Source organism: Sporomusaceae bacterium ACPt (assembly GCA_041428575.1).
Taxonomy (GTDB): domain Bacteria; phylum Bacillota; class Negativicutes; order Sporomusales; family Sporomusaceae; genus Sporomusa_D; species Sporomusa_D carbonis.
Map to the genome: position 1 here is coordinate 3,359,345 of CP155570.1, position 19,046 is coordinate 3,378,390.

The following is a 19,046-nucleotide window of genomic DNA, read 5'->3' on the forward strand; positions in this document are numbered from 1 at the left end:
TATACGGAATATGATTCTTTTATATGGGAATATATTTGACAAGTCTTTTATAATTCCTGCCGGCCATCAATGAATTTTTCGTTATTTTATTGGCTTTTTAAATAATCGTAGTTTTACCGATTATTAGAATCAAGTTATGCCGGGAAACATGGCACACAATGCATTGTATGCCAAATCAAAGTAATTGATTAAGAATTGATCAAAATTCCCGAATCAATCTGTTTTATGGTGTTACAGCCGGTTAGAATCATACCACTACCTAGTTCCTCCGTATATTTATCAAATAAATACCGTACTCCGGCAGCACCGCCGCCATACGCACCAATAATTAAAGGGCGCCCCACAAGTACACCGTCTGCTCCCAATGCTAACATTTTTAGGGCATCAACACCGGAACGTACACCCCCATCAACAAAAATTTCAATCCGGCCTTTTAATTCCCGGGCTACTCCGGGCACAACACTAGCCGTTCCGCAAGTGTAATCCAAGACCCGTCCCCCATGATTTGATATTACAATACCAGCCGCCCCTGCTTCAGCACATTTTACGGCGTCAGCTACATTCATAATCCCTTTTACAACAAACGGCAGTTTTGTTGATTTGGCTAATTCAGCAATTTGCTGTTTAGTTTTAGGACCAACAGCCTGTCCTCGCAATTTCATGGTAATCAGCCCGGCACCATCAACATCAATACCTACAGCTACAGCACCAAATTGTTCAGCTCTAACGAACGCTTCAATAATATGATCGTGATTGACGCGGGGCTTGACGATGACTACTCCGCGCCCCGCTGCTTGCATGGCGTTAAACCATTCATAGTTTGTATCGATGGGATCACCGAGCCATGTTAAACTTCCGGCCTGGTGGGTGCCTGCAGTAATTGCTTCGGCCAGCTCTTTTTCCGTTAAGCCGCCCCCGGTGTTCATCCGGGAATTAACCATGGGTGCCGCCATAATAGGAGTGCTTATGTATTGACCAAAAACCAGCGTTGCCGTGTCCGGTGTTGAGGCGTCATGAATGGCTGTCAGATTCAATTTCACAGATGACAAAGCTGTTATATTTTCCGCAAAAGATGATCCGGTACCGATTCCCCCCATGCCCGGAACCTCGCCCGCACAGCTTTTACCATTACAAATTGGACATACACGACAATACCCGGCTAACTTTTTTCTTGCTTCTGCTTTTAATGTCAATAAATCCACACATTCTCCTCCGTTCGCAAACAGTCAAGACAAACTTTTTTACTGTTAACAGCGTATGAAGTAAGGAAAGCCCAGTTTTCCTGGGCTTTCCTTACTCTTCCGTGCAGCTGTGAAAAGCCTTCAAAATCATAGCTATTAACATAATCGCCCATCCCAGGTATTACACCTACGATATAACGCTGCCGGATCGGTTGTAATAGCACCAGGTTTGCTCTACATTTGCCGATACAATTTTTGCATAAACAATTTTTAATAGAATAATTCAAACTTCATCATATAGGTTTGATTAAGTTTGTCTGAGGATAAATCAGTAAGATCCCGGTTCTTAATCTTAAAGTCTTGATATTCCAGAGATAAGATAACGTTTTTCGCTATGACATTTTGGTAAGCCAGATAAAGCACATTAACATTATCGGTACCGTGAGTAAAAATATTGTATGGTTGGGCGGCGTACGCGACAGCCGTACTGTCAAAATTGCCGGCCCCGGCCGGAATGGCTCCTGGATCAATACTGCGGTACGAAGCCATCCAGGCATCAGTTCCTACTTTTACCGGATTAACCAGGTTTACCGACGGAAATAAAACCGCAGGACCCTGGCTGTTGCTCAGTTGGACAGCCCATCCTTTAGGGTTGGAAGGTAACCCATTTGGATTCTCTAGCGTAGTACTCACATAATCACCAATCAGAGTATATCGTCCCAGCTTGTAGTCAAAACCGGCTGTCCAGCCTTTCGAGCTTGTAAATACATTACTGGCAGTGGCACCGCCGCTTATATTGACAGTTCCCTCACCTCGACCTTTTTTCGTGCCGGGGATATCGGCCCAATAATAACCGGTTTTAACATTCATATTGTCTGCCAATCGGAATCCTACTTGACCGGTGGTAAGTTGGTTGGCGTCGCCGTTATTTCCGGCATTTTTAATGTTGCCTGTCCAGCCTTTAAAGCTTGCATTACCAAACGTATGATTGATTAACACACCGTCAACATTCATCGGTTTGCCAAATAAGCCGCCGCTATAGAAGTCAAGCGCAGAACGGCCGACCCGGATGCTGTCCATACCGAGAACATTTTTTGCTGTCACACTCATTAAATCAAGACTGATTTCTGACCCAGAATTATATTCGGTATTACCAAATTTGTTGGTGCCACTTGTGGTAATCCTGCCAGCCCAGGAAATAGTGTCGTTTACTGTTCCCGAAAACTTTATGCGTTGGCGAAAATCAAAACGGTCGGCCCCTTTTAATTGGCTACCGCCTGAGACGCCCGGATCATCACTCACAAAGCGCAATCTGGTTTCACCGCCAACCCAGGTATTTGTTTTGGTTTCTACTTTCGAGACGCGAGTGCCAAGACGGTTCAGTTCAGAAGCAAACTCGGCGGATAATTTGTCAATCAGCTGCTTATTGGCGTCGTCAGCATTATCAAACCGGTCCAGGGCTTTGGCAACAATAAATGCAAATTCATACCGGCTTATAGTCTTGTCACCTTGAAACGATTTATCGCTATAACCATCAATAAGCCCCGCTTTGGCAAGCTTGCTGACCGCATCATAAGCCCAGTGACCTGCCGGGACATCGCTAAAAGAATTGGCCACTGCAGCAGAAACCGTACCTGTCCATGCAGGCATGCCGGCCATAGTGACCGACATTAATGCCAAGGGTATAACGGCCAGCCATTTTTTCGCTTTTTTCATATTGTACTACCTCCTGCCAAATTTATTTGATTAGACCTGAATGCTTTCGTTACTTTGATGAAGCCCATTCATCAGGTTTGTATATCTGTTTTAATATTTCCGTATAAAGGAACATTGTTCTTTTATGAGAATATAAATATTTGTCAACCATTGCAATTCTTCTATATGGAATTGCATCCCGTTATTTTGCCAAGTAGCTCTATCCCGCTACAGACCTGACATGCAGCGAAAACCAGACAAGGGTTTCTCTGTATAAGGTTGTAATGCCTAAATTTACAATAGGATCATACCCTAAACTTTAGAACGGTTTGCACCGGATGTTTTTTCGGCTGTTACGGCAACGCCGCTGGCATTTTCGGCAATTTGGCTAAGTCCTATCCTTGGCATCCCGCATAAGGATAATGCAAGTTACCCCCAGAATCATAATGAGTGTAACCATTATACCCATGCTAATTGCTATCTTTTTTCCAATCGACAATTTCACTTTTATCCCCCCGTGTTAATGCATTGTATACTACGAATACGGTTGGTGCAGACTTGATCCAAACAAGAAGCACTAACCAGCTGGAGCTAACGGTGCCACGATTACAGGGACGGCAACTGTAAACGCACACTGCCGACAGCGAAACTGCGAGATAATAACAACAAGATAAGAAGATGCCAACCCCTGTACTTACTCTCGAAATTTATCCCGAATCCCAATTCAAAGCAATTTAAATCGGCTCGTCTATCGTGGATACCACCAGGAAACTTAGTAGCGCACACGCCCCAAAGAAATAAAACACAAAATCATAGCTTTTGTACGCATCCAGCAGATACCCGGCTATCATCGGCGAAAAAAACCCGCTAAGGTTGCCGATGCTTGCCATTACCGCAATCGCCACCGGATAAGTATTGCCGGTAGTCAAACCCATAGGATAGGCCCAGTAGCAGGACCAGCCAATATTGAGTAAAAGCCCGGTGGTAAATAAAGTAATGGTTAGCAGAGTTACATCATTAGGCACATTCACCAGTATTGCCATCATGGCGATAAAAGCTAAAGGCGCGATCATCATGTTAGGTTTACGGCGTTTGAGCAATAGTTTATCAGATAACATACCGCCGCCAATCTGGCCAATCAAAGCCCCTACCCACGGTGCTGCGGCCACCCATCCCATGCCGACCAGTGAGTATCCCTTGGCATTAACGAGATATGAAGGAATCCAAATCATCATTCCATAAGTCACAAAACCAATGAAGAAGTAGGTCAGCGAAATCCCGATAACGTTCCAAGATTTGAAGACCTGCGCATTGGTTTCAAGAAGCCGGACTTTTTTGGCACGAATCAAGGTATCCAACCAGCCAAGCGACCCTGTTGCCTTCTCTTCGGTTTTTATTTCTGAAGAAGTAGTCTTAATATACTCTACCTCGGCCGGCGAACAATAGGGGCTGTCTTCCGGATGAGTATGAACCAGCATATACCAGACTGCCGAGAGGATAATACCCGGAATGGCAAAACAGTAAAACACGTAGCGCCAACCATAATGCACCATGATCCATACCGCCAGGGGCGGCACGGCCATCAAGGCAAGCGAGGTAGCGCCCATAAATACGCCGGTGGCAGTTGCCCTTTCCTGGGGCGGGTACCAGTTTTTTATTGTAGCCGAACCGCCGACAGGACTGGGCCCCTCACACAGCCCCAGCCCGAGGCGGAACCATTTCATCGCGGTGGCTGAGGCAGAGGTGCCGATCAGGAAGGTAAAAATTGAAAAACCTAAGATTGACAATGAGACTAAGCCTCTGGTGCCGAAGCGGCTTATCCAGAAACCTGCAGGTATTTGGGTAACGGCGTATCCAAGGAAAAAGAAACTTGCTAAGGCTCCTGCTTCAAAATTGCTTACCCCAAACTCGTTTTTTATTGCGGGCAATACAACGCCAATGTTTGTACGGTCTGCAAAGTTAATCATATAAAATAAAAAGATGATGGCCAGTACAACCCAGCGAAATTTGGTCCGGGGTTGGACAGGCTTTTCAAAGCCAACAACGGGATTAGACATAGATTCCATCCTCCTTGCTTTTTTGTGGCAACAACATCAGTATTTAATTTCTTGCCTAGACTGGTATACGGACTGTACTGCAACATGGCCTCATTTTCTCGTCTTGGCGGTCGTTTTACGCACATATCACTTATATATCTTTCGTATGCAATATCCTCCTTTACTTTTGGCAATTCCTAAAACCGTCACGATAATTCTTCTATATGGAATTATATTCCTTTATAGTGACTGATTAAAAAGGAAGATTCTTTAATACAGATGCCGTGTCCATCGTTTTCCAAATCCTACAGATTAATTATACCCCCGTATTTTTCCACAGCATCAAAGATGCTTTGACGCTAGGAGAAGCTACCGTAAATAATGACGCATGCACCTCCTTTTATTGCACCAGGTATTTTATCCGTACTCACCAACCTGAACATACCCGCAACTATTCATTAGTCCACACCTCCTTTTTTTCTTTAGAAGAACGTCCATTCTTATTTAGCTGTAAGCACTGTTTTATTCCTCTATGCGGGATTACGTTCTTCTATATTACCAATATTCAACCTTTCTTAGAAAATTCCTCCTTACAATTTGAATTTTTTATATAATTTTTGCAATTAAAAATTTTAAATGACAAAACAAAAAAGACACCCTGCTTCAAGGGTTAGGGGGTTCACTTTTCGAGTGAAAATCAAAACGAGCGCATTTTTGCGCTCGTTTTGGTATACAAAAACTTATTTTTCGCTACAGCACAAAACAGTACTAATTCATCCGGATCGGTCTGATACCGCTGGTCCATACTGTACCTCTCACAAGCTTTTATTATGATACTAAAAGATATGCCGGGAGTAGTTAGATATTCTGCCAAAGTGAACCAACCCTTTTCCAAAAAGCAAAAAGGAGCGCGGTGTAACATCCGGTACGCAAAGGCCGGCGTTCAAAAAACAGAAAAATAATCGGGATAATGATTAGCGTAAATACGGTAGAGGAAAGCAAACCGCCGATGATTACCCAAGCCATACTTACCCGGGTTTCCGACCCTTCGGTCAAAGAAAGCGCGGTCGGCAGCATACCTATAACCATGGTTAAGGTGGTCATAAAGATCGGCCTTAGCCGGGTTTTACCTGCTTCAATAACGGCGTCCCTGGCATTCATTCCTCGTTCCTTCAGCGTAAGGGTATAATCAAGCAGCAGTGTCCCATTTTTAGCAACAACTCCATCCATAACCAAGATACCGATAAGCGAATACAGGTTGATGGTATTGTGGGTAAGCACGAGGAACAGCAGCGAGCCAATCATGCCCAGCGGCAAAGAAAACATGCGGATGAACGGAGTTAAAGTGGATTCGTAAAGTACGGCTAATAACATGTACACTAACACTAAAGACAGCGCCAGCGCCTGAAACATTTCCCGGAACGTGTCATCCATGCTGGTGGCCTGACCTGTAAACCGGTAGGTAACATTGCCTCCCAGCTCAGCCGGGGTTAGTTTCCCTTGAATTTCGTTAAGAACTTCCTTCAAGGGACGATCAGTCAGGTTGGCTTGAATATTGATGGCGCGCTGCTTATCAACCCGGCGGATCATTACCGGACCTGTTCCTTCGGTAACTTTGGCAACATCGCCAAGATAGATTCTGTGGCTGCCGGCCCCAATCGGTATACTACGGATATCAGACGGTTTAAAGCCGTCGCTGCCGGCCAGACGGACAACAATATCGGTGTCTAACCCGTCATTGTTCGGATCGTTGGCAAGTACTCCTGCTTTTTGTCCCGAGATGGCGGCAGCAAAAGTACTATTGACTTCACTCACAGTAGTATTATAGAATTTTAATCTTTCCCGGTCCACAGTGAGTTGAATCTCCGGCATCCCTTCCGTATAAGAACTGCGGATGTCCTTGATTCCCCGGATTTCCCCCAATATGGTTTGGACACGGTATGATGCGGCAATTAAGTTGTCTAAATTTTGCCCAAGCAGTTCAATCTGGACAGCGCCGGTTGCCGGACCGCCACTACCGGCCCCGCCGGAAACGCCTGCTACTGACGATTGCGTTTCATTGACCCGTACCGTTGCCTCAGGCACATTCATTTTGGCAAAACTGCGAACTTGGTCAGTTATCTGCCAGACGCTCCGCCGGCGTTCTTTCCGGTCTACAAGCTGGACGGTAAGCGAGGCATTATTGCTTGTCTGACCGCCCACAGTAGCTAAACAGTTGGTCACTTCGGGGATCGTGAGCAGGTACTGTTCAAGTTTGCCGGCAACTGCATCTGTTTGCTCAAGGTTTTGACCAACGGGCAGCTCTATCGATACCCGGAAACTGCTTTCATCCGTCTTGGGCATATACTCGGCACCGATGATTCCTGCTGGTATGAGCGCTAAAGTGGCGACAAATAATGCCAGCGCAGTCAATATTATCTTTTTGCTGTTGGCTAAACTCCACCGGAGTATCTTTTCATAAGAAGTCACAGCTCCCGCTTCAAGCCGGTCCATGAAATGCCAGATGCGTCCTTTAGATTCCTGCAGCCCTTCCCGGTAAAATCTGGATGCCAGCATCGGAGTTAACGTAAATGACACAAACAGTGAAAATAAAGTGGCAAATACAATTGTTAACCCGAATTGGCGGAAAAATTGTCCTGTCATGCCATTCATGAATGCAATCGGCAAAAATACTACCACGTCGCACAGCGTTATCGCGACAGCCGCCATGCCGATTTCGTTCCGGCCTTCTTCTGCCGCCAGTTTTGCTTCCTTCCCCAGTTGTATATGCCGGTGGATATTTTCCAGGACGACGATGGAATCATCCACTAAGATGCCGACGCACAGCGCCATCCCCATCAAGGACATCATATTGAAGGTAAAACCGGCCAGATACATAGCCAAAAACGTAGCAATCATTGAAGTGGGTATGGCAATCATAACGGCTAAGGTAGATTTCCATCCCCGCAAGAAAAAGTATAGGACTAAACCGGTGGTTATCAGACCTTCAATGAGAGTACCGAGCGTGTTGCGCAGCGAATTGTTAACAAATTGAGAAGAATCGGTGACCACAATGAACTGATAATCGGGATAGTCCTTGCGCAAGCTTTCCAATTGCGCCATAATTGCCTTGGCTGTGCTAACAACATTCGCATCACTGTTTTTATATACTTGCAGGGCAATTGCATCCTGCCCGTTCACCCGCCCATAACGGGTCGCGCGGCTATCCTGTTCTTTTATGCCGGCAAGTTCGGATAAGGGAATATTCACGCCATCGGCATTGGTTATCTGCAAGCGGGATAGTTCTTCCGGCGACTGGAACTGGGCAGTTAACCGTACGTCAGTCTGCGTTTTGTCCGTATATACCGAACCGGCAGGCTGCAACACATTTTCTCCTTTTATCCGGCTGACAATTGCGCTTAATGACACATTATAGAACAACAGTTTGTCTTTGTTTACTTCAATGGCAACTTCCTTGTCACGACCGCCGTGAAGTGCCACCTCGGAAACGCCGTCAGCCCGCTCCAGCCGCTCCTTAAAAATATTGTTGGCTTTGGAATATACATCAGAAAGCGGGTAGGAAGATGTTACTGCAATTTCAAGAATAGGCAGGGCGTTGATATCACGCTTAACGACAACCGGTTCATCAATCCCGTCCGGCAGTCTGCCGCGCACAGCGTTTACACGTTTCGTGGCATCAATGGAAGCAAAATCGGCATTCGCATAGAACTCGAATTCCAGAATAATGGTAGCCTGCTCAGGGCGTGCCATTGATGTCATACGTTTCAGATTGGAAACAGAGGACAGCGAATCTTCCAACGGTTTTATTACCTGCTGCTCAATTTCCTCCGTCCCGGCGCCGGGATAATTGACTGTTACGGTAACATAGGGGGTATTTAATGCCGGTAAGAGTTCCACCCCAATCCGGTAGAAACTGTATAAACCGAGGACAACGAACAGCATGACGATCATCGAGATACCCACAGGGCGCTGAATAGAAAAACGGGTAATGTTCATTATCGCTTACCCCCCTGTTCCGGGGAACTGCGGTCACCGGCCAAAACGTTAGGGGTGACTTCCATCCCCGGCTTTAGCCGGGAAAGATTGCTGACAGCTACTTGGTCACCTTCCTTAATGCCACTCAAAATTTCAACATCTTTGTCATTACGAAGGCCGATTTTGACGTTGCGCTGTTCTACTTTGTTACTGCCATTGATGAGGTACACACTATATTCCCCGTTTTTCTCCAGAACAGCCTCTTTAGGCACGAACAAGGTCCGGGGCCGCTGCAGCACCTCCAGCTGTGAACGGATAAACATCCCGCTTTTGATCAATGAGTCTGGATTGGTCAGGGCCAACCGGACGGTAAAGGATTGGGTCTTGGAGTCACTGGCAGGGCTGACATAAATAACTTTACCGCTGTATGTACGTCCCAGCGATTCGACCTGCAAGTCAGCATTCAAGCCTACCTGAATTGCCGCAATATCCTGCTCAGAAACCTGACAGTCGACATAAATGCTGCTATTATCAATGATTGACAGCAGCTTTTGTCCTGGTTGAACAAATGCGCCGACTTCAACCTGACGATAACCAATAACGCCATCCCGCGGTGCCCGGATTATCATATCTTCACGCTGCTTGGCAAGCGCTTCGATATTGCGTTCTGTTTTGAGCACCGCCGCCCTCTTTGCTTCCACGGCTGCCGGTACAGTTCCCTCTGACGACTGTTTGGCAAATGAATCAAGGGTAGCCTTAGAATTCAGCATCTGCTGCTCTGCGGTATCAAAGGTCTCGCGGGAAACGGCGCCTTGCTCATACAGAGACTTATAGCGTTCATAACCGGCCAGATTACGTTGGTAATCGACTAAAGCTTTGTTGTAATTGGCATCAAATGTTACCGACGTCTCGGCTGCATCCGCTTCAGCCTCACGGCGGCCGGCATCGGCTTGGGCAATGGCAAGATCCACATCACCGACATCCTGCATAATCAGGAGCTGCCCGCTTGAAACTTGCTGGCCGAGCTCAGCGTTTACCTGCACAACATGACCGGAGTATTTTGCCACAATGTCCACTTGGGCTGCAGGCACCGTCTGACCTACCAGGGATATTTTTTTGACCATATCGCTGCGTTGAAGGGTCTTTACCTCCACAACCGGTTTTACAGAGTCCGGTTTACCTGTGGCCGTATTCTGTGTCTTTGCATTGGCTAGTTGCATAAAAGCTGCCACAGCCACAGCTATAGCAGCAATTCCCACTAACAGCCATTTCTTTTTTTCCGCTAAAAACAAACCGCGTATATCCATTACTTCTGCACCTCGCTTCAGAAATTTCTACGGCGGACCGCGGTGGTTTTATCCAGGTTGTATATACACCGAACTTTCCTAAACCAATTCTATCCATGAAGTATGACAAAAGTATGACAGAAATAAAAAAATCGTTATCAGATAAATCCGATAACGATTTTGTAATGTCATTCAATGCCTAATGCCGATAACGCCGCTTAATGGCTAATATCACCGGCACGCTTACCGCCATGGAGATTATGGCCTCAGGCACCCCGTTAACCAGCGCAATGCCATAAATCACCTTGGCTGCGGCGTCCAAGCTAATGCCCCGCGCTCCGGCAAATTCAGCAGCATACAAAATATAAATCATTGTAAGAACCCCAAAAGTATTCGTGAGAGAACCAAGCGCAGCTCCGATGGCGATCCGGATCCCTTCATGTCTACCCCAGGCCCATTTATAAACATAATAGGCGGTAACACCAATCAACACGCGCGGCAGGACAGACACTAACGGGTTAATAAAGGCAAAAGAAAGAATGTTAGGGGTGGTCAGGCTCTGTACAATGCTGAATAAACCAAAAATCAGACCAATCATGCCACCAACAACCGGCCCTTCCAGAATGGCTCCAATAATGACCGGAATATGCATAATTGTTGCCTTGGCCGTAGGCAACGGAATAAATCCGTACCCGGAAAGGCCCAGAATAATGGAGACAGCCGACAACATGCCAATAATTGCAATGCGCCGTGCCCCAAATCGCCCTGTTGTCCGCAAAGCTTCCGTTTTTTCCATATTCAATTACCTCCGTTCTCATTCCCGAATGGGATATAAGTCGACCTTCCGGAGCTTATCAAGTGCCGCCAGTCTAGTTTCGGCGAATACCAGCTATCATGACGGTTAGATTTGCTCCGTTTACATGTTACCACATTTGAGCGGAATTTTGTATATGGAATTTACTAATTATTGGCCGTATCACAAATTTTTTTAGTAACTTATTTCATTTCTGCCGAACCAAAATCAAATACCGCCAAGATAATTGCCGCTAAGAGAAAAGTAATCATCCAAGCCCAAGCCGGCTTTAAGTAATGGATCCGCAAAATCACAAACATAGCACAATCAAGGGCAAATGAAGACGCAAATGACCATCCGTGTTGATAAGAAATCCCCCCAATCGCCCCATCTGTGTATTCTATTACGCCAAAAAGCAAAATCCATAATATTACATAGCCATATTGATAAAGTTTACCGTACTGAGGAAAATGGGAAAGATAGACAAATGTGGCTGCAGACAAAACAATATAAGTATTAAGAAATTCGACAACAGTATGGGTCTTTACAACAAGATCTGGGTTAAAATTCCATAATATATGGTGATAGGTTAGTAAGCTTACACTGAGATTCACAACCATCGTAAACAATACTGTAGGATAATATTTGATCCAATTCCGCCAGTCCCCCAACCGCCAGGCAGACGTCGCGAAGGCTAGAATAAGTACTACCCGGAAAATGAGTATGCCAGACATACTTCTACCCTCCTCGCCTGATAGACCATTGTTATTCTTCCAACATAATCCCAGCTTATGCTTTTTGGCTAAGTTCTTATTACTAATGTAAGTTAATGTATCACAATTTTGGGAGTTGGCTATAAACGTATTCATATTTTCATTCTCATCTTGATATTATGCTCTTAAAGCATTTTAATCGTTTGTTAATTTTTATGGAAAAACTTAGCTAAACCTATTGATTAATTTGCTAACATTTGCTATATTAATAATATCAAATATCAATTAATATTAATTATCTATTTAGGAGGAAATTTACTTATGAAAAAATTTGTATGTACTATCTGTGGTTATACTCATGAAGGAAGCAGTGCTCCGGACGTTTGTCCCCAATGCAAAGCGCCTGCCAGTAAATTTATTGAAAAATCCGAAGCCGGTATGAGCTGGGCTGATGAACACCGGATTGGAGTTGCCGCCGGTGTTGACGCGCAAATCCTTGAAGGCTTAAAAATGAACTTTATGGGGGAATGTACTGAAGTCGGCATGTATCTGGCCATGAGCCGCCAGGCCGACAGAGAAGGATTTCCCGAAGTAGCTGAGGCTTATAAAAGAATTGCGTTTGAAGAAGCAGAACATGCGGCAAAATTTGCAGAACTTCTGGGTGAAGTAGTATTTCCCTCCACCAGGAAAAATCTTGAGCTAAGAGTGGAAGCTGAATATGGCGCGTGCCAAGGAAAGCTTGATATCGCCAAAAAGGCCAAAGAACTTGGACTGGATGCCATTCATGATACCGTTCATGAAATGTGCAAAGACGAAGCGCGTCATGGTGCTGCTTTCAAAGGTCTGTTAGACAGATATTTTAGTAAATAATGGCTGAAATAGTTGAAGAAAGAGCTTTCGGACCCATCCGAAAGCTCTTTCTTATTATTCTCTGACTACGCCCGGCCCTGGACGTAAATAACAAGCACTGTTGACGCTCCCGGTGTGACCGACCGATAGCAAAGACGGCTGTACTTACCAATGGTGTCCGGTACCAGGGAGACGCTCTGGTGCGGTAGTACCGTTTTTACTTCCGACTCGGTTTGCCAGTGCATACCGTCCGAGCTTATTTGTAAATAGCACTGAGCGGAGTTTTCTCCAATGTTGACAGGAATATAAGAATAATCAAAAGGCAGCGTAATTAAGTAATCGGTATAGGCAATATCATCACCGGTAGTTACTTTAAAGGTTTGATCTAAAATCCGGCAGTAATCATTGTCGGATTTCGGGTCGAGAAACGCCACTTCAATAAAGGGCCAAAACTGCGAATTTTTGGACTTTTTGCTTGAAACGGCTATAAGATTATCAATATTTTCATTCTCCATCTTTAGCATGACACCAAAATTGGCCGCTTGGTTAGTATACCATTGAAAGGTAAGCGGCGTTATGTCAAAAGAAATAAACTCCTGTTCTTGGTTGGTAATGATTTGACCGGCAACCGGAACAGGGTTAATTAACGGCTGACGTTTCCAATTGACGCATTTCATTTTCCAATCTGACAGTACTTGATATACTGATAGATTATGCGGTTCACCTGGAAAAAAGTTTACTTTCAGAAATACATAAAGCGTACTAGTAAGAATGGTCACCGGATTGGGCAAAAGCGACAGATCGAACTGTAAAAGAGCTCTATTTAAAACATTTTCTTCAGTGCCTATGTACAGTCTCGGTCCTTTTGCACAACACAAGGCGCGGTGCGGCGCGCGATTATGATGTTTATTGCAACAAATAAAACTGTTTTTTACCGGTGGTTTTAACACCCTTACTCCCACTTATGACACCTCAATCCTAAAAACTGTTCATGTTCTTACCCTATAATGCGGTATATCTATATAGTATCCAATAAAGATTTACAGGCGTGTTGTTAGTATAAGCGTAAGTCAAGCGCCAGCGGTGGAGCGTTACTAACAACACGCCCAGAAAAAATCTTTATTAGATTTCATATATATTTAGCAATCTGCTAAACTTTAACTACATCTCTAAACAATGACTCTGTTCCATTCTATTCATAATCCTAAAAAAGGTTAACGAAATATTGCCATAGGTAACACTCTCTTTACCTGAATCATATAGTATAAATAAAAAAATTACTGATATGGAGAGTAGAACCTATGTTAAGTTTATGCATGATTGCAAAAGATGAGGAAAAAAATCTGCCTCGCTGTCTTCGCAGTGTGGCCGGAGTAGTTGACGAAATTATTGTTGTGGATACCGGTTCAACCGACCGTACGGTTGAAATTGCCCGTGAATTTGGCGCCAAGGTGTATACTTTCCCATGGAATGATAATTTTAGTGACGCGCGCAACCTTTCATTAGAGATGGCAAGCGGCAATTGGATTTTATTTCTTGATGCCGATGAAGAACTCACCCCGGACAGCGGCATCGCCCTGAAACAGGCCATCGAAGCGACAGATGTCGATGGTTACTTCGTAACAATAATAAACTACCTTGGTAATGAAGGGTGGAACGATACCTGCCCTGACCTTGTGTTCAGACTGTTTCGCAACCGCCCTGACTACCGTTTCCGCGGTGCGATACACGAACAAATTGTTGACGCTATTTTGGAAAATAATAGTCAGGCCTGCTGCCGTCGCGCTGAAAACATAACCCTTCTACACTACGGTTATTTGGACCGGCAAATCGAAGAAAAAGACAAAAAAAACCGTAATCTGCACATTATCGAAAAAGAATTGGCCGATAATCCCCAGAACCATCTGCTGCGCTACCATTATGGTGTCGAACTTTACAGAGTAAAACGCTACCAACAAGCCGCAGAAGAACTCATTAAGGCAGCCAACGGGGTCGACCCGCAAACAATTTACTATCCCAAGCTGCTGCGTTATATTGTTCTGGCCTATTATGGAGCCAAAATGCCCGAACAAGCCTTAAGTATTATTAATACGGCCACCCGGTTGTTTCCCGACTATGCCGACTTATATTACTACGCCGGCCTTATCCATTTTGATTGCCAGGAATACGGCAAAGCTGCGGCAGCTTATAATAAAGCAGTCTCCTTGCCGGAACAACCTGTATATTATGCCCCTTTTAGCGGTACACGCGGCTTCCGCAGCTACTTCATGTTAGGCAAGGTCGCCGAACTTTATTGTAATGAAGAAGAAGCTCTTCGCTTTTATATTGCCAGCCTGCGCGACAATCCGCAATTTATAGCCGCTCTGGAACGGATAATAGTCATTCTTGATCCTGTAAAAGACCCGGATTATACAAGAATGGCCATCAATAAATTGTGCGAGTTGGAAACACCCCAAGCCAACTTGATCATGGCGCAAATTCTCTATTCACAGTCAGCTTACGGCCTGGCACTGGAATTTCTGGAGCGTGGTCTGGAAAATCAAAGCCCCACTCCGAAAATATCCTTATGTAAGGCAGTTTGTTTAATACAAAACAGTCGCATTTTGGAAGCGTTAAAAATTATTGATTCTTTTGCCCCCGACGATACATTATATCCTGTAGCAAAGCTCAATAAATTGCTGTGTTTTTGGTTCGAAGGCAATCAGCGGCGCGTCCGGACAACTGCCGACGAATTATTCGCTTTAGGATTATCACCGGATACAAGTACTATTGTAACATTATTACGCGAGTCACTGGTAAAAAAGAAAAGTCAGCCGGTCACATTAGAAGCGAATGGCGCCAACCTGTTAACTGAAATCCTCACCCGTACACTGTACCTGGGTAAAACCGAGAAAGCTGAAAAATTACTGTCCGGATTGAGCACAGAATCTAAAAACAGTTACGCCGCTACTGCCGGAGCACTGTATCTTCGTTTCGGTTTTGCCGAACTGGCCGAACGCTACCTCAAGCCACTGACCTTATCCCAAGCTTGTGGCCAGATTGATACCTATGAACTGCTGGCTGACGCATTAAAGCAGCAGGACCGTCCCCTGGAAGCCATTAACTGCTATCGCCAATGCATCAGCCTTGCCCCGAAAAATCCACGGTATGTTATTAAACTTATCAAACTCTACGACACGCTTAGGCAAGAGCTGTTACGCGAAGCCAGCGAAAAATACCCGCATGTAGAAGTGTTCCGTACTATGCAGAACGGAGTTGATTTACAGCCGTGGATGCCATAATTAGCTTAGCCATGATTGTAAGAAACGAGGAAGCTTATATTGCGCGTTGTCTGGAAAGCGTCCGACATCTAGTTAACGAAATCATCATCGTCGACACCGGTTCCACCGATAATACGCTGGCAGTCGCCCGCCGCTATACCTCTAAAATCTATAGCTTCCCCTGGCAAAACGACTTCGGCAAGGCCCGTAATTTCGCTCTTGACAAGTGTACGGGCAACTGGATATTATCACTGGACGCTGACGAAACGGTCGACGCTTCCCAAGGCACTTTCCGCGCCCTGATTGAAAACCATCCTGAGAGTAAAGCCTTTCTTCTTCCCCTTTATTACCAGTCAAACAAAACGGTTCAGGATGATGAACGTTGTTTTGTCCTAAGATTTTTCCGTAATTTGCCGGAACATCGCTTTGTTGGCAAAGTCCACGAGCAAATTCCTTTCAAGAAACTTGATGAGGCGGTATTGAGCCCTACTCCCAAATTGCGCCATCATCAAGTGTCCCGCAAAGAGCGCAATCGCCGAAGACACCGCAACCTGATGCTGCTGGAAACTTCACTCCGGCAGGAACCGGATAACCTTATCTATCAGTACTATTCGGCTTTGGAATGGCAAGCCTTTGGAAGGTACATCAAATCTTTAGCAATGCTGAAAAATGTTTATACCGGACTAAGTGATACCCAGGCGACCTTTCGTTCTCATGCTGCACGGCAAATGCTCATCTGCCTCAGAACCTTGGGACGAAACCGGGAAGCAGCTACCCTCTGCGAAGAAGTCAGTGCCCGCTATCCCACTTACACCGACCTTTATTTTGAAGGCGGGCTGGTGTCTGAGCAAATGGGCAAATTCGAAATTGCCTGCCACTGGTTTGAAAGAGCGCTTGCCAGCGGTTTGCCTCCTGATATTTTTATCCATACAGCTGGCACCAACGGTTTTTTATCCTATTATCATCTTGGCTACTGCCAAGAAAGACTGGGAAATTGGAATACTGCTATCAGCGCCTACCAACAGGCATTGTCGGAAAACCCCGCCTATATCGCCCCGCTATATCATCTGTTTCACGCACTATCACGTAAACTGCCAATAACCAAAGTCCTGGACCATTTCCAGGCAGCAGGCTGCCTGCAGCAACCGCAACAGAATGAAACCCTGGCAAACCTGTTCTTTGTGGCCGGATATGCTGAAATTGCCGTCAAGTGTGCCTGCCTGCACCAAACCCATAGCCCCCCGGCCGCCCTCTTTAGGATCTATGCGGGGCAGCCGGAACAAGCACGCAGTTATTATAAAAATTTGAGTAGTGAGAAGTGCCTCCCTAGTGTTGCTGAAATCATTGCCTGTATTTTATGCGGTGATCTAACCGAAGCCAAACACTTGGCCCTTGACTTGTGGAAAAAGTCTGATACCAGAAACGCTGCCTGGACCCTTCTCAGCCTAATTGCCTTATACAAAAACGAGCATAAATACATCTGTCCGGAACAAACCCGCGAACCGGAGGTAATTACTGCTACACTCGGTATCTTGGACAAGTGTTTCAGACATTCCCTTGCAGGGCAAAAACAAGCGGCAGCACTCACCGAACTTGCCTACCACTGTATCAGGTTGCTGAAAGAACGCACGCGCACTGGCATTTTTGCTTTGGCAATGTATTTCCAAGAAAAAGAAGAGGCTTGGGCTAAAGTTCTCAAAGATATGACTTTGGCTTCACCGGGGATGGCATTATGAGCAAGAAATATATAGTCAGTCTATGCATGATCGTCAAAGACGAGGAGAACGTCCTGGCAGCATGTCTTGATAGCGTGCGTCATCTTATTGATGAAATTATTATTGTCGATACCGGTTCCACTGATAGCACTCCCCAAATTGCCGCCGCCAACGGAGCCATGGTAATCCCGTTTACCTGGTGTGACGATTTTGCCGCTGCCCGCAACCATTCACTGTCACAAGCGAGCGGTGATTGGATATTAGTGATGGACGCCGATGAACGGCTGGAGCCGGTAGCCAGCGAAATATTTCAAGAGTATCTAGATCAACACAATGTTGAAGGCTATTATCTTCGCATACACAGTCTGATCGGGGACGGCAGCCAATCTGTTGACGACCAAGTGGTGCGCCTGTTTCGCAATAAACCGCATTACCGCTTCATTGGCAGAATTCACGAACAGGTAGCCGGTTCCATCCTTGCCGCCAATAACGGCGGCGGACTGCAGGCTGCGGAATTAACCCTGCTGCACCACGGATATTTGAAGCAAATTTTAGAGAAAAAACAAAAACAGCAACGAAACATCGCGGTAATTGAAGCCACGCTTGCCGCTACTCCCCATGACCCCTTTCTCCATTACAGCCTGGCCATGGAATATATCCAGGCAGCCGTTTTTGCCCGCGGCGAATACCACCTGCGCCAAGCACTCCACTATATGAGTGGCCAAGAAGGGTATTGCAGTCAAGTAATCTACTCACTGTTTTTTTGCCTATACCATAACGGGAAGTTAGCCGAACTTTCGGATTTGCTGGGCAAATTCCGAATTGGCAATCCTACTAACTCGGACATTACCTTTTTCGAAGGATTGCTCGCACTGGCAACCAATGATCAGTCAGCCGCTCTGGATAAATTCGCCAGCGCCGCTACTCAGGTAAGCGATATTTTTCCTTACCACAGCCTATGTACCATTTGCGCCGGTCTGTACACCAAAGCAGGCCAATATCAGCAGGCCATCAACTGGTACTATAAGGCCTTAGAATACCAGCCCTCCTTACTACCGGCCATCAATCAGATATTAACGATCAATAAGCAGACAGACGTGAAGGTTAACTGGAACGACCTGGCATCCATTGCCCAACCGCCGGACTTTCGGACCTTGTCTATAGATACTACCGGTAATGATCGACCAGGTTTATTCATGACATTATTAAAAATGCTCCGGTATCTGAATGAGGGCAATATTAACCGGTTTGCTGAAACTTTTTATGTCTACCGCCAAGCCCTTGATAAATCATCTTTTTTTGCTTCGGTCCAAGGGATGGAAGCCAGTTATATTACCTATACAACTGAAGAAATGGGTCTACTGATCCGGCTTGTTTTACAACAGGATTTTCCGCCGACCTCTCAACTACTTGCAAGATTAAAAGACCTGATATTATCCAGTCTTGAGATGTTAAGCCGCATATAGCGGGACTAATCAAACTACTATGTAATTTGCCATCCCATCTTGTAACTTATTTAGTAATATACGCATAGTATAAATTG

The 19,046-nt window shown here is 45.4% G+C and carries 12 protein-coding genes; 4 read left to right on the forward strand and 8 right to left on the reverse strand.

Annotated elements, in window-relative coordinates; genetic code table 11:
• Positions 1–188: 188 nt before the first annotated feature.
• From SCACP_RS17425 to SCACP_RS17455, 7 genes are all read right to left on the reverse strand, one after another.
• Positions 189–1,202, reverse strand: a complete 1,014-nt coding sequence (locus tag SCACP_RS17425; protein ID WP_425058759.1) for an alpha-hydroxy-acid oxidizing protein — start codon at positions 1,200–1,202, stop codon at positions 189–191.
• 249 nt (positions 1,203–1,451) lie between these two features.
• Entirely contained in the window at positions 1,452–2,897 is a 1,446-nt protein-coding gene (locus SCACP_RS17430; RefSeq protein ID WP_425058761.1) for an S-layer homology domain-containing protein, read from the reverse strand.
• Between the two features lie 713 nt (positions 2,898–3,610).
• Positions 3,611–4,933, reverse strand: a complete 1,323-nt coding sequence (locus SCACP_RS17435; protein WP_425058762.1) for an MFS transporter — start codon at positions 4,931–4,933, stop codon at positions 3,611–3,613.
• Between the two features lie 837 nt (positions 4,934–5,770).
• Complete coding sequence (locus SCACP_RS17440) at positions 5,771–8,908, reverse strand: efflux RND transporter permease subunit (protein WP_425058763.1); 3,138 nt, start codon at positions 8,906–8,908, stop codon at positions 5,771–5,773.
• Positions 8,908–10,194, reverse strand: coding sequence for an efflux RND transporter periplasmic adaptor subunit (locus SCACP_RS17445; RefSeq protein ID WP_425058764.1), 1,287 nt, complete (start codon positions 10,192–10,194; stop codon positions 8,908–8,910). Before SCACP_RS17445 ends, SCACP_RS17440 begins: the two co-directional genes overlap by 1 nt.
• Before the next feature lie 178 nt (positions 10,195–10,372).
• On the reverse strand, positions 10,373–10,969 hold the full coding sequence (locus tag SCACP_RS17450; RefSeq protein WP_425058765.1) for an ECF transporter S component: 597 nt from the start codon (positions 10,967–10,969) through the stop codon (positions 10,373–10,375).
• Between the two features lie 200 nt (positions 10,970–11,169).
• Positions 11,170–11,700 carry a CBO0543 family protein gene (locus SCACP_RS17455; RefSeq protein ID WP_425058766.1) on the reverse strand — a complete coding sequence of 177 codons (531 nt, stop codon included), beginning with the start codon at positions 11,698–11,700 and terminating at the stop codon, positions 11,170–11,172.
• A 300-nt stretch (positions 11,701–12,000) separates the two neighbouring features.
• Between SCACP_RS17455 and SCACP_RS17460 the strand changes: the two genes are divergently transcribed.
• Positions 12,001–12,549, forward strand: coding sequence for an NADH peroxidase (locus SCACP_RS17460; RefSeq protein WP_425058767.1), 549 nt, complete (start codon positions 12,001–12,003; stop codon positions 12,547–12,549).
• Between the two features lie 65 nt (positions 12,550–12,614).
• Here the strand turns inward: SCACP_RS17460 and SCACP_RS17465 are convergent, their stop codons facing one another.
• On the reverse strand, positions 12,615–13,490 hold the full coding sequence (locus SCACP_RS17465; RefSeq protein ID WP_425058768.1) for a DNRLRE domain-containing protein: 876 nt from the start codon (positions 13,488–13,490) through the stop codon (positions 12,615–12,617).
• Between the two features lie 339 nt (positions 13,491–13,829).
• Here SCACP_RS17465 and SCACP_RS17470 point away from each other — a divergent pair, with 339 nt between their 5' ends.
• The 3 genes from SCACP_RS17470 to SCACP_RS17480 are packed head-to-tail and all read left to right on the forward strand — an operon-like array spanning position 13,830 to position 18,969.
• Complete coding sequence (locus tag SCACP_RS17470; RefSeq protein WP_425058769.1) at positions 13,830–15,809, forward strand: glycosyltransferase; 1,980 nt, start codon at positions 13,830–13,832, stop codon at positions 15,807–15,809.
• A gap of 11 nt (positions 15,810–15,820) precedes the next feature.
• On the forward strand, positions 15,821–17,524 hold the full coding sequence (locus SCACP_RS17475; RefSeq protein WP_425058770.1) for a glycosyltransferase: 1,704 nt from the start codon (positions 15,821–15,823) through the stop codon (positions 17,522–17,524).
• Complete coding sequence (locus tag SCACP_RS17480; protein ID WP_425058771.1) at positions 17,521–18,969, forward strand: tetratricopeptide repeat-containing glycosyltransferase family 2 protein; 1,449 nt, start codon at positions 17,521–17,523, stop codon at positions 18,967–18,969. The genes SCACP_RS17475 and SCACP_RS17480 overlap by 4 nt, the downstream gene beginning before the upstream one ends.
• Positions 18,970–19,046: the final 77 nt, after the last annotated feature.